Here is an 11055-nt window from a genome sequence, read left to right as displayed (position 1 = left end):
GGTTCGCTGGTTCGTCATGAAATCATCAAGACGACCCTGCCGAAAGCGAAAGAACTGCGTCGCGTAGTTGAGCCGCTGATTACTCTTGCCAAGACTGATAGCGTTGCTAATCGTCGTCTGGCATTCGCCCGTACTCGTGATAACGAGATCGTGGCAAAACTGTTTAACGAGCTGGGCCCGCGTTTCGCGAGCCGCGCCGGTGGTTACACTCGTATTCTGAAGTGTGGCTTCCGTGCAGGCGACAACGCGCCGATGGCATACATCGAGCTGGTTGATCGCTCTGAATCGAAAGCAGAAGCTGCTGCAGAGTAATCTGTAGTAACGTAAAAAAACCCGCTCCGGCGGGTTTTTTTATATCCACCCTATTCCTGCTTGTTTACAATATCTGCATTATTTTTGTTCATCCCCGGAGCCTTATGATGTGGTTACTGGATCAGTGGGCAGAACGCCATATTCTTGATGCACAGCACAAAGGTGAGTTTGATAACCTGCCGGGAAGTGGGGAGCCACTGACTCTGGACGATGACTCGCATGTGCCGCCTGAGCTACGCGCAGGCTATCGATTACTCAAGAATTCGGGTTGTTTACCTCCCGAACTTGAACATCGTAAAGAAGCCGTGATGCTCAATGACTTACTTAAAGGCGTTCAGGAGAGCGATCCCCGCTATGCTGAGCTGAGCCGTCGTCTGGCGCTGCTTGAGTTAAAGCTGCGGCAGGCGGGCTTGAACACTGACTTTCTGCGTGGGGATTACGCTGATAAGTTGCTGCAAAAGATTAATGAGGAGTAATTATGTACCGCATAGGTGAACTGGCTAAATTAGCTGACGTTACTCCCGATACCATCCGCTATTATGAAAAACAGCAGATGATGGATCATAACGTACGCACTGAAGGTGGCTTTCGTCTCTATTCGGATAACGATCTACAGAGGCTGCGTTTTATTCGCTATGCCAGGCAGCTTGGTTTTACGCTGGAATCGATCCGCGAACTTCTCTCGATCCGCATCGATCCGGAACATCATACCTGTCAGGAATCTAAAGGCATTGTGCAGGCTCGTTTAAGTGAAGTGGAATCCCGGATTAAAGAGTTACAAGCCATGCGTCGTTCTTTGCAGCGCCTCAATGATGCATGCTGCGGCACAGCGCACAGCAGCGTCTATTGCTCAATTCTTGAAGCACTGGAGCAGGGCGCCAGCAGTCATAATCCAGCACGTTGATTTTTTCATCAGACGCGTCTACACTCACGCCGATTTCTTTTACATATCTGGAGAGCTTATGAGCCGCTATCAGCATACTAAAGGGCAAATAAAAGATAACGCCCTTGAGGCACTACTTCATGACCCGTTATTCAGGCAGCGAGTTGAAAAGAACAAGAAAGGGAAAGGCAGCTATCAAAGAAAAGAAAAACATGCAGGACAGAATGGTCGGGAGGCCAGTGGCAAGAAAGTAAATGACTTTTTTACCACTGGCCTTCTGCTTTTAAGGCTTCTTAAGAACGATTGTTTTGTTCTTTAAGCAGGTCACGAATTTCGCTAAGCAGGACTTCTTCTTTGGTTGGCGCCGGTGGTGCTGCCGGGGCCTCTTCCTTTTTCCTGTTCAGTTTATTCATCAGTTTGATTGCCATAAAAATAGCAAACGCCACGATAATAAAATCGAACACGTTCTGAATGAATACGCCGTAATGCATGACGACCGCCGGGATGTCACCCTGGGCATCCCGTAGCGTCACGGCAAACTGTTTAAAGTCGATTCCGCCAATGAGTAAGCCTAGCGGCGGCATAATAATATCGGCAACTAACGACGATACGATTTTACCAAATGCTGCGCCAATGATGACACCGACTGCCAAATCAACCACATTCCCGCGCATCGCAAATTCGCGAAATTCTTTTAAAAAACTCATTTTATTCTCCTTGAGCCAGCTGACACTGATAAGTTTAACAAATGTATTACTATTTTCCATTACCACGAAATAATTGCAGAAAAATATTATCCTTTGATATACAAGGGATAAAAGAAAGGCGTCTTGTCGACGCCTGCGAACTACAAAAAGAAAGGACTTGGCTGGAATAGTCTTTCGACGTCTGAGATGAATTTTTTGTCAGTCAAGAACATAACGACATGATCCCCTTGCTCAATACGCAGATTGTTATTCGCTATCATGACATCATTACCGCGTACAACGGCGCCAATAATTGTTCCGGGGGGAAGCTTAATCTCATCGATAGCGCGTCCAACCACCCGTGAAGTACTTTCATCTCCGTGCGCGACAGCTTCAATAGCCTCTGCGACACCGCGGCGTAGGGAGGAAACGCCGACAATATCGGCTTTACGCACATGGCTGAGCAACGCAGAGATGGTTGCCTGCTGCGGTGATATTGCAATGTCGATCACGCTCCCCTGGACAAGATCGACGTAGGCACGGCGCTGGATCAGTACCATCACCTTTTTGGCCCCCATGCGCTTTGCCAGCATGGCTGACATAATATTGGCTTCGTCATCGTTGGTGACGGCAATGAAAAGATCGACTTGATCGATATGTTCCTCAGCCAGCAATTCTTGATCTGAAGCATCGCCGTAGAAGACGATCGTATTTTGCAGCTTTTCCGCAAGCTCTGCGGCACGCTGCTGATTACGTTCAATCAGTTTGACGCTGTAATCTTTCTCCAGCTTATGAGCGAGCCCGGCGCCAATGTTTCCGCCGCCAACCAGCATGATGCGCTTATACGGCTTTTCGAGGCGCTGAAGTTCGCTCATGACGGCGCGAATATGCTGCGAAGCGGCGATGAAAAACACTTCATCACCGGCTTCAACAATGGTTGAACCTTGTGGCCTGATGGGGCGATCGTGGCGGAAGATAGCGGCTACGCGTGTGTCAATATGCGGCATATGTTCGCGCATAGTTGAAAGTGCGTTTCCCACTAAAGGACCGCCATAATAGGCTTTAACGACTGCGAGGCTTACTTTTCCTTCGGCAAAATTGACAACCTGCAGCGCGCCTGGATACTCAATCAGGCGGTGAATGCTGTCAATGACCAGCTGCTCTGGCGCGATGAGGTGGTCAATAGGAACCGCTTCTGAGTGGAAAAGTTTATCGGCATCACGCACATAATCCGGGGAGCGGATGCGAGCAATACGGTTTGGCGTATTAAACAGCGAATAGGCGACCTGGCAGGCCACCATATTCGTTTCATCTGAGCTGGTCACTGCGACCAGCATATCGGCGTCATCCGCACCCGCCTCACGCAGCACGCGTGGATGCGAGCCGTGGCCCTGAACCACTCTGAGATCAAATTTGTCCTGAAGACTGCGAAGGCGGTCGCCATTCGTGTCTACCAGCGTAATATCGTTGTTCTCTCCGACAAGGTTTTCTGCCAGAGTTCCGCCGACCTGCCCTGCGCCCAATATGATAATTTTCATCAGTCGCGACTCGTTATCTCATTACTTTTTGATTAGCTTAGCGTAAAAGAAGCCGTCACCTTCTTCAGCACCTGGCAAATTTTGCTGGCCCGGCAAATCTGCGCTGCCGGTTTCGCTGAGAACCGCATCCGCAGTACGCTGCAGGAAGGCTTTAATTTGCTGGCTGTTCTCTTCCGGCAATACCGAACACGTTGCGTAAACCAGAGTCCCGCCGGTTTTCAAATGCGGCCATACGGCATCCAGAATTTCAGACTGCAGCTGGGCCAGTTCCGCGATATCACGATCCCGGCGCAGCCACTTGATATCCGGATGACGGCGAATGACGCCGGTGGCGGAACAGGGGGCGTCCAGCAGAATACGATCGAACTGCTGCTCTCCACACCATTGGGCTGGATAACGGCCATCACCTTGTTTAACGGTGGCCTTCATGCCCAGACGCTTCAGGTTGTCATAGACGCGGGAGAGTCGCTGCTCATCAACATCGACGGCCAGCACCTGTGCTTCGGGCGCCGCTTCGAGAATATGTGTGGTTTTACCCCCCGGTGCCGCGCACAGATCCAGAATTTGCTCGCCGTTTTTTGGATCAAGAAATGTGATGCAGCCCTGAGCGGAGGCATCCTGAACCGTAACCCAACCCTCTTCAAACCCCGGCAATGCGTGGACCGGCACCGGTGTTTCCATGCGCACAGCGTCAGGGTAAGCAGGATGAGTAAAACCTTTCATTCCCGCCTCTTCCAGCAGTGCCAGCCAGCTATCGCGCGGATGGTGGACACGGTTTACGCGCAACCACATTGGCGGGCGCTGGTTGTTCGCTTCCACGATCGCTTCCCACTGTGCTGGATAGGCTTTCTGCAGACGTTTCAACAACCAGGACGGATGTAAAAAGCGAATTTCGCTACGAGAAAATTCAGATAACAGTTCTTCCTGCTGGCGCTGAAACTGGCGCAATACGCCGTTAATCAACCCTTTGAGCTGCGGGCGCTTAATTGCTACTGCGCCTTCAACCGTTTCCGCCAATGCAGCATGAGGAGGAATCCGTGTGTACAGCAGTTGGTAAATGCCCACCATAATGAGGTAGTGCACAACACGCTGTTTACCCGTCATCGGCCGGGACATGAGCTTGCCGATCAGCCAATCTAACTGGGAAAGGGTACGTAGCACGCCAAAGCAGAGTTCCTGAAGCAGCGCTTTGTCTTTATCGGATACTTTTTGTTGCAGCGGGGGCAGAACGTTGCTCAGGGATTGCCCTTGTTCGAGAACCTGTTCAACGGCCTGCGCTGCCAGGCTGCGTAAATTGAGTTGTTTTTTCATAAGCACAAAATAAAAATGCCCGGCAACACCGGGCGTATTAAGAAGGGCGCGTCAGACCAGACGGTTGCCAGGAGCGAACCATTCCCGCCGCGAGTTTAATAGATCCTGAGCACTCATTGCTTTTTTCCCGGCAGGCTGTAGCGAGAGTAAATTCAGCACGCCGTCGCTGGTCGCCACCTGAATCCCCTGTTTTGTCGCTTCAATGATGGTCCCCGGTTCGGCTGTTGTGGCCACATCGATAACCGACGCCTGCCAGACTTTTACCGGCTGGCCATCAATTTCTATCCAGCTCATTGGCCACGGGTTAAAGGCGCGAATGCAGCGTTCTAACTGAGCGGCTGGAAGAGACCAGTCGATACGCGCTTCTTCTTTGCTGAGTTTTTGCGCATGGGTAACCAGCGCTTCATCCTGTACAACCGGTTTCGCGGTACCTGCAGCAAGCTGCTTAAGGGTGTCGATCAGCCCCTGCGGCCCCAGTTTAGCCAGCTTGTCGTACAGCGTTCCGCTGGTGTCTTCGGCCGTGATTGGGCACGCAAGTTTATACAGCATATCACCCGTATCGAGGCCGACATCCATCTGCATGATGGTGACACCGGTCTCGGTATCGCCAGCCCACAGCGAACGCTGAATGGGCGCCGCGCCGCGCCAGCGCGGAAGCAACGAACCGTGAACGTTAATGCAGCCCAGGCGCGGCATATCCAGCACGGCTTTTGGTAGAAGGAGCCCATAGGCTACGACGACCATGACGTCTGCACGCAGATCGGAGACGAGCTGCTGATTTTCCTGCGGACGTAGTGAAGCTGGCTGGAATACCGGTATGCCTTTTTCTTCAGCAAGAACTTTCACCGGGCTGGGCATGAGTTTTTTACCACGACCTGCCGGACGGTCCGGTTGGGTGAAGACGCCAACCACGTTGTGTCCAGAGGACAGCAGCGCGTCGAGATGACGTGCTGCAAAGTCAGGGGTGCCGGCAAAAATAATACGTAGTGAGTCTGACACGTTTATTCTCGTCCTTAAGCTCGAGCATTCAGACGATCAAGTTTCTCAACTTTTTGACGAATGCGTTGTTGCTTGAGCGGTGACAGGTAATCGATGAACAGCTTACCGACGAGGTGATCCATCTCGTGCTGAATGCAGATGGCCAGCAGACCGTCGGCTTCAAGCTCAAAAGGTTTGCCTTCGCGATCGAGCGCGCGGATTTTCACTTTTTCTGCACGCGGCACTAAAGCACGCTGTTCAGGAATAGAGAGGCAGCCCTCTTCAATGCCTGTTTCTCCGCTTTTTTCCAGCAGCTCAGGGTTAATTAATACCAGCTGCTCTTCACGATTTTCTGATACATCAATAACAATAATACGCTGGTGAATATCCACCTGCGTTGCGGCCAGACCGATACCTTCTTCAGCATACATCGTCTCGAACATATCATCGACGATACGCTGAATTTCTGCATTTACTTCTTCTACCGGCTTTGCGACTTTGCGAAGGCGCTCGTCCGGAATATGTAACACTTGCAAAACTGACATAGTTATCCAGAGTTGTGTTCAGGAGTTGGAAAGATTATTACCTCTATTCTAGACAAAACCCCCTGCAATTGACAGTCTCGCTGTCCAATCGCAAAGATTGTTAAAGTCGCTTGTGGCAGGGGGATAGGGATGACGCCCAGGGAAATTTGGTTACGTTTGATGAGGGTGAGCAGCCTGTATGGCGAGAGTGCTATCAGTGCCGCCCGTCAGCTATGTGCATCTGCGACGTTAGGTCGAGAAGATTTGCGAGCCTGTGGCTTGAGTCTGGCGCAATCGAAGCATTTCCTCAGCGTTAACCAATGCGAGATAGATGCCACGCTGCAATGGCTGGAGCGACCAAATTGCTATCTACTGACTGCCGAAGATCCGCTTTACCCACCCCAGCTGCGGGCGATTGTCGACTTTCCTTGCGCTCTTTTAGTATGTGGAGACCCTGCGCTACTGAGCAGCCGGCAGCTGTCCGTCATTGGGAGCCGGGCGCATTCATGGTATGGCGCTCGTTGGGGGAAACTCTTTAGCGAAGCTTTAGCACGTTATGGTATTACGATCACGAGCGGCCTGGCCCTTGGCATTGATGGAATTGCTCATCGTGGTGCGCTGGAAGGGAAAGGTAAAACGGTTGCTGTTTTAGGGAATGGCTTAAGAGAGATCTATCCTCGCCGTCATCAGGCGCTAGCGGAGCAGATTACAAACAGCTGCGGCGCCATCATTTCGGAGTTTCCGCTGTTTACCCCGCCCCTGCCGGGCAACTTTCCTCGCCGTAACCGGATTATCAGCGGGCTAAGTGCCGGCGTGTTGGTTATTGAGGCGGCCCTGAAAAGCGGCTCATTAGTGACGGTTCGTTATGCTCTGGAGCAGGGAAGGGATGTGTTTGCCCTGCCAGGGCCGATTGGCAGCCCGGGTTCAGAAGGTCCCCACTGGCTTATCAAGCAGGGCGCGATTCCCGTGACAGCCCCGGAAGACATCGTCGAATACTGGCGGGATGAGCTGCCATATGTTCTTCCTGAACCAGATGACGCAAATAATTGCGGTAATCGGCCTTCTGTAGCATTGCCATTTCCAGAGCTCCTGGCTAACGTAGGAGATGAGGTAACACCTGTTGACGTTGTCGCTGAACGTGCCGGCCAATCTGTGCCAGTAACCGTAGCCCAGCTACTAGAACTGGAGTTAGCAGGCTGGATCGCAGCTGTACCCGGCGGCTATGTCCGATTAAGGAGGGCAAGCCATGTTCGACGTACTGATGTATCTGTTTGAAACTTACATCCATAACGAAGCAGAAATGCGCGTGGATCAGGACAAGCTGACTCGGGATCTGACCGATGCCGGTTTTGAACGAGAAGATATCTATAACGCCCTGATGTGGCTGGAGAAACTGGCTGATTACCAGGAGGGGCTTGTTGCGCCAATGCAGCTTGCTTCTGACCCACTCTCGTTACGAGTCTACACCGACGACGAGTGCCAGCGTCTTGATGCAAGCTGCCGGGGATTCTTATTATTCCTTGAGCAAATTCAGGTGTTGAACCTCGAAACACGGGAAATGGTGATTGAGCGTGTACTGGCGCTGGATACGGCAGAGTTCGATCTGGAAGATCTCAAATGGGTGATCCTGATGGTGCTGTTCAATATTCCCGGTTGCGAAAATGCCTACCAGCAAATGGAAGAATTACTCTTTGAAGTAAATGAAGGTATGCTGCACTAACTTTTTTGCTGCGACATTAGAATTGTTATGACCAAAACAGCGCTGTTCTCGGTGCGTAAAAACGAACCCTGCCCGCAGTGTGGGGCTGAACTGGTAATACGCTCCGGGAAACACGGGCCTTTTCTCGGCTGCTCGCATTATCCTGACTGTGACTATGTCCGGCCCCTGAAAAATCAGGCGGACGGACATATTGTCAAAGTTCTGGAGGGGCAAACGTGCCCGTCTTGCGGCGCAGTGCTGGTACTACGCCAGGGGCGTTTTGGTATGTTTATCGGTTGTAGCAGCTATCCAGATTGCGAACATACTGAACTTATCGATAAGCCGGATGAAACCGCAATTGCCTGCCCACAGTGCGGGCAAGGGCATTTGGTTCAGCGCCGCTCACGTTTTGGAAAAAACTTCCATTCCTGCGATCGTTACCCCGATTGCCAGTTCGTCATAAACTTCAGGCCAGTGGCGGGCGAGTGTCCAGAGTGTCATTACCCGTTGCTAATCGAAAAGAAAACGGCGCAGGGCGTTAAACGCTTCTGTGCCAGCAAACAATGTGGAAAGCCGATACCGGCGGAATAAATCTGTGAATAATAACCTGCCCTCAGAAGCCATCGTACGTGCTGTGGCGCTTCTGAATAATGAACATGTCATCGCCTATCCAACAGAAGCCGTTTTTGGCGTCGGTTGCGATCCCGATAGCGAAAAGGCCGTCATGAGCCTGCTTGCACTTAAACAGCGTCCCGTTGAAAAGGGGCTGATCCTGATTGCGGCGAACTTCGAGCAACTCAAACCCTATATTGACGATACGCAACTTAGCGATGAGCAGCTGGAGACGATTTTTTCTTGCTGGCCAGGGCCTGTGACATTTGTCTTCCCCGCTTGCGCTTCAACGCCGCGTTGGTTGACGGGGCGCTTCAATTCACTGGCTGTGCGAGTCACGGATCATCCGCTGGTGGTCGAACTGTGTAATGCTTACGGAAAACCGCTGGTTTCAACCAGCGCAAATTTGTCTGGCCAGCCTCCTTGCCGCACGACGGCAGAAGTTTATGCGCAGTTTGGCGCTGATTTCCCGGTCGTTGACGGGGCTACGGGAGGGCGTCAAAACCCATCTGAAATACGTGATGCCTTGACGGGCGAACTCTTCCGCCAGGGGTAACTCATGGAAACTTATGCCGTCTTCGGACACCCTATTGCCCATAGCAAGTCGCCATCAATTCATCGGCTTTTTGCTCAGCAGTTGCAAATTACGCATCCCTATGGCCGTATCCTGGCTCCGCTCGATGATTTCGTTACGACGCTCGATACCTTCTTTAATGAAGGCGGTAAGGGAGCGAACGTCACCGTGCCTTTTAAAGAAGAGGCCTTCGCGCGAGCAGATGAGCTAACCGAACGCGCAGCGCTGGCCGGTGCGGTCAATACGCTTAAACGGTTGGAGGATGGCCGCCTGCTGGGGGACAATACCGATGGTATTGGACTACTGAGCGATCTGGAACGGCTGGGTTTTATTAAACCAGGATTCCGGGTATTGCTTATTGGCGCAGGTGGGGCTTCACGCGGCGTTTTGCTTCCTCTCCTGTCGCTGGATTGTGCCGTGACTATTGTTAATCGTACCTATTCTCGCGCCCATGAACTGGCTACGCTTTTTGCTCATACCGGCAGCGTCCGCGCTTTGGATATAGAAGCATTAGGCGGTCAGGAATTTGATCTCATTATTAATGCGACATCCAGCGGTATTGACGGCGGTGTTCCCGCGATCCCTGTTACCTTAATAAATCCCCATGTCTGTTGTTATGACATGTTTTACCAGAAAGGTAGTACGCCATTTTTATCCTTATGCCAGCAACACGGTGCGACAAAATGCGCTGATGGGTTGGGAATGCTGGTGGCGCAGGCTGCTCATGCGGTGCTGTTGTGGCACGGCGTTCTGCCAGAAATTACGCCAGTCATTGCGGCTTTGCAGAAGGAACTGAATGCATGAACCAGGCAATTCAGTTTCCAGACAGAGAGGTATGGGATGAAGCGCGTCAATGTATCGCTTTTCCTGCATTAGTTAACGGCATGCAGCTTACCTGCGCCTTAACGCTTACGGTGCTCAAGAAGCGTTTTGGCGGTGAAGAGCCGGCGCAATGGCTGGCCGCTTTTCGTGAACATCGCTGGGATCTGGAAGATGAAGCCCAGGATCTCATTCTCGACCAGCAAGAAGATGCTCAAGGTTGGATCTGGTTTTCCTGAGCCAGGTAATCACCTTTCCACTTTACATAGTTGTTCGCTGAATATTGTAGCCCGGCAATTTCCGCCTCTGTCAGGGGGCGTATCTGTTTTACCGGGTTACCAAAGTAAAGATAGCCACTCTTGAGACGTTTGTTCTGAGGCACCAGACTGCCAGCCCCAATCATTATATCGTCTTCAACAATCACGCCATCCAACAAAATCGAACCCATACCGACCAGGACCCGGTTACCAATAGTGCAGCCGTGTAGCATCACCTTATGGCCGACGGTAACATCCTCGCCAATGATAAGTGGATTGCCCTGTGGATTAGATGAAGACTTATGCGTGACATGTAAGACGCTACCGTCCTGAATGTTAGTGCGGGCGCCTATTTCCACATAGTTCACATCACCGCGAATGGCGACCAGAGGCCAGATACTGACATCGTCAGCTATTCTGACATCGCCGATCACCACGCTGCTGCTGTCGATCATCACGCGTAGGCCCGTTTTAGGGAATAAATCTTTATAACGACGCAAGCTGGTGGTCATGGTTACCTCAATAAAAGAAGGGAGTGCAGAGACTTTGGTTGCTTTTCTGGCCGTCTGCAACCCCTTATTGTGGTAAAAATTGAGCGGATTGAGCAAGAACGCCGCGAAGCGGCTGAAAAACCATCATTTGGAAAAAAAGATCGAAAAAAGGCTTGTGCAAAAAAATGGGATCCCTATAATGCGCTCCCACTGACACGGCAGATGTGAATCACTTCACAAACAACCCGGTCGGTTGAAGAGAAAAAATCCTGAAATAACGGGTTGACTCTGAAAGAGGAAAGCGTAATATACGCCACCTCGCAACGGTGAGCGAAAGCCGCGTTGCACTGCTCTTTAACAATTTATCAGAC

Annotated in this window: 16 protein-coding genes; 10 read left to right on the top strand and 6 right to left on the bottom strand. The window is 51.5% G+C overall.

Annotated features, from left to right (window positions below):
* The 4 genes from rplQ to FQK12_RS00680 form a co-directional block, all read left to right on the top strand.
* The coding region (gene rplQ / locus FQK12_RS00695; RefSeq protein WP_146295640.1) for a 50S ribosomal protein L17 at positions 1-312 on the top strand (312 nt) is incomplete at its 5' end.
* A gap of 107 nt (positions 313-419) precedes the next feature.
* Positions 420-788, top strand: a complete 369-nt coding sequence (locus FQK12_RS00690) for a DUF1992 domain-containing protein (protein WP_014227036.1) — start codon at positions 420-422, stop codon at positions 786-788.
* 2 nt (positions 789-790) lie between these two features.
* On the top strand, positions 791-1216 hold the full coding sequence (zntR, locus tag FQK12_RS00685; RefSeq protein WP_014227035.1) for a Zn(2+)-responsive transcriptional regulator: 426 nt from the start codon (positions 791-793) through the stop codon (positions 1214-1216).
* Positions 1217-1274: 58 nt separating this feature from the next.
* Entirely contained in the window at positions 1275-1514 is a 240-nt protein-coding gene (locus tag FQK12_RS00680; RefSeq protein ID WP_014227034.1) for an alternative ribosome-rescue factor A, read from the top strand.
* On the opposite strand, the gene mscL is transcribed toward FQK12_RS00680, so the two are convergent.
* From mscL to def, 5 genes are all read right to left on the bottom strand, one after another.
* Positions 1489-1902, bottom strand: coding sequence for a large-conductance mechanosensitive channel protein MscL (gene mscL / locus FQK12_RS00675; protein ID WP_004106310.1), 414 nt, complete (start codon positions 1900-1902; stop codon positions 1489-1491). The genes FQK12_RS00680 and mscL overlap by 26 nt on opposite strands.
* A 140-nt stretch (positions 1903-2042) precedes the next feature.
* On the bottom strand, positions 2043-3419 hold the full coding sequence (gene trkA / locus FQK12_RS00670) for a Trk system potassium transporter TrkA (RefSeq protein WP_004125888.1): 1377 nt from the start codon (positions 3417-3419) through the stop codon (positions 2043-2045).
* A gap of 21 nt (positions 3420-3440) precedes the next feature.
* A complete protein-coding gene (gene rsmB, locus FQK12_RS00665) occupies positions 3441-4730 on the bottom strand; it encodes a 16S rRNA (cytosine(967)-C(5))-methyltransferase RsmB (protein WP_014227033.1) in 1290 nt (429 codons plus the stop codon).
* A 51-nt stretch (positions 4731-4781) separates the two neighbouring features.
* Positions 4782-5729, bottom strand: coding sequence for a methionyl-tRNA formyltransferase (fmt, locus tag FQK12_RS00660; protein ID WP_014227032.1), 948 nt, complete (start codon positions 5727-5729; stop codon positions 4782-4784).
* A gap of 14 nt (positions 5730-5743) precedes the next feature.
* The gene (gene def / locus FQK12_RS00655; RefSeq protein ID WP_004854751.1) at positions 5744-6253 is read right to left on the bottom strand and encodes a peptide deformylase; all 510 of its coding nucleotides are present in this window, start codon (positions 6251-6253) and stop codon (positions 5744-5746) included.
* A 129-nt stretch (positions 6254-6382) separates the two neighbouring features.
* Between def and dprA the strand changes: the two genes are divergently transcribed.
* From dprA to FQK12_RS00625, 6 genes are read left to right on the top strand one after another with little or no spacing between them, the layout of a single operon-like run.
* Entirely contained in the window at positions 6383-7507 is a 1125-nt protein-coding gene (gene dprA / locus FQK12_RS00650) for a DNA-protecting protein DprA (RefSeq protein ID WP_014227031.1), read from the top strand.
* Positions 7479-7952 (top strand): DUF494 family protein Smg, encoded by a 474-nt coding sequence (smg, locus tag FQK12_RS00645; protein ID WP_014227030.1) that lies wholly within the window; start codon positions 7479-7481, stop codon positions 7950-7952. Before dprA ends, smg begins: the two co-directional genes overlap by 29 nt.
* A gap of 27 nt (positions 7953-7979) precedes the next feature.
* Positions 7980-8522: a type I DNA topoisomerase gene (locus FQK12_RS00640; RefSeq protein ID WP_014227029.1), complete on the top strand. Its 543-nt coding sequence runs from the start codon at positions 7980-7982 to the stop codon at positions 8520-8522.
* 4 nt (positions 8523-8526) lie between these two features.
* Complete coding sequence (gene tsaC / locus FQK12_RS00635) at positions 8527-9099, top strand: L-threonylcarbamoyladenylate synthase type 1 TsaC (RefSeq protein WP_004854739.1); 573 nt, start codon at positions 8527-8529, stop codon at positions 9097-9099.
* 3 nt (positions 9100-9102) lie between these two features.
* Complete coding sequence (aroE, locus tag FQK12_RS00630) at positions 9103-9921, top strand: shikimate dehydrogenase (protein WP_014227028.1); 819 nt, start codon at positions 9103-9105, stop codon at positions 9919-9921.
* Positions 9918-10175: a DUF1488 domain-containing protein gene (locus tag FQK12_RS00625; RefSeq protein WP_014227027.1), complete on the top strand. Its 258-nt coding sequence runs from the start codon at positions 9918-9920 to the stop codon at positions 10173-10175. Before aroE ends, FQK12_RS00625 begins: the two co-directional genes overlap by 4 nt.
* On the opposite strand, the gene FQK12_RS00620 is transcribed toward FQK12_RS00625, so the two are convergent.
* On the bottom strand, positions 10151-10705 hold the full coding sequence (locus tag FQK12_RS00620; protein ID WP_014227026.1) for a gamma carbonic anhydrase family protein: 555 nt from the start codon (positions 10703-10705) through the stop codon (positions 10151-10153). The genes FQK12_RS00625 and FQK12_RS00620 overlap by 25 nt on opposite strands.
* Positions 10706-11055: the final 350 nt, after the last annotated feature.

This window comes from Klebsiella sp. ME-303, from assembly GCF_007910085.1.
GTDB classification, from domain to species: Bacteria; Pseudomonadota; Gammaproteobacteria; order Enterobacterales; family Enterobacteriaceae; genus Klebsiella; species Klebsiella michiganensis.
Note: the sequence above shows the minus strand (reverse complement) of the source record. Positions and strands in the feature narration are given on the sequence as shown.

Excerpts from the sequence above, each read along its gene's own strand:
- FQK12_RS00625 (WP_014227027.1), top strand. The coding sequence starts at position 9,918 with ATGAACCAGGCAATTCAGTTTCCAGACAGAGAGGTATGGGATGAAGCG.
- dprA (WP_014227031.1), top strand. The coding sequence starts at position 6,383 with ATGACGCCCAGGGAAATTTGGTTACGTTTGATGAGGGTGAGCAGCCTG.
- def (WP_004854751.1), bottom strand. The coding sequence starts at position 6,253 with ATGTCAGTTTTGCAAGTGTTACATATTCCGGACGAGCGCCTTCGCAAA.
- trkA (WP_004125888.1), bottom strand. The coding sequence starts at position 3,419 with ATGAAAATTATCATATTGGGCGCAGGGCAGGTCGGCGGAACTCTGGCA.
- FQK12_RS00680 (WP_014227034.1), top strand. The coding sequence starts at position 1,275 with ATGAGCCGCTATCAGCATACTAAAGGGCAAATAAAAGATAACGCCCTT.
- FQK12_RS00640 (WP_014227029.1), top strand. The coding sequence starts at position 7,980 with ATGACCAAAACAGCGCTGTTCTCGGTGCGTAAAAACGAACCCTGCCCG.
- aroE (WP_014227028.1), top strand. The coding sequence starts at position 9,103 with ATGGAAACTTATGCCGTCTTCGGACACCCTATTGCCCATAGCAAGTCG.
- smg (WP_014227030.1), top strand. The coding sequence starts at position 7,479 with ATGTTCGACGTACTGATGTATCTGTTTGAAACTTACATCCATAACGAA.
- mscL (WP_004106310.1), bottom strand. The coding sequence starts at position 1,902 with ATGAGTTTTTTAAAAGAATTTCGCGAATTTGCGATGCGCGGGAATGTG.
- zntR (WP_014227035.1), top strand. The coding sequence starts at position 791 with ATGTACCGCATAGGTGAACTGGCTAAATTAGCTGACGTTACTCCCGAT.
- FQK12_RS00620 (WP_014227026.1), bottom strand. The coding sequence starts at position 10,705 with ATGACCACCAGCTTGCGTCGTTATAAAGATTTATTCCCTAAAACGGGC.
- FQK12_RS00690 (WP_014227036.1), top strand. The coding sequence starts at position 420 with ATGTGGTTACTGGATCAGTGGGCAGAACGCCATATTCTTGATGCACAG.
- rsmB (WP_014227033.1), bottom strand. The coding sequence starts at position 4,730 with ATGAAAAAACAACTCAATTTACGCAGCCTGGCAGCGCAGGCCGTTGAA.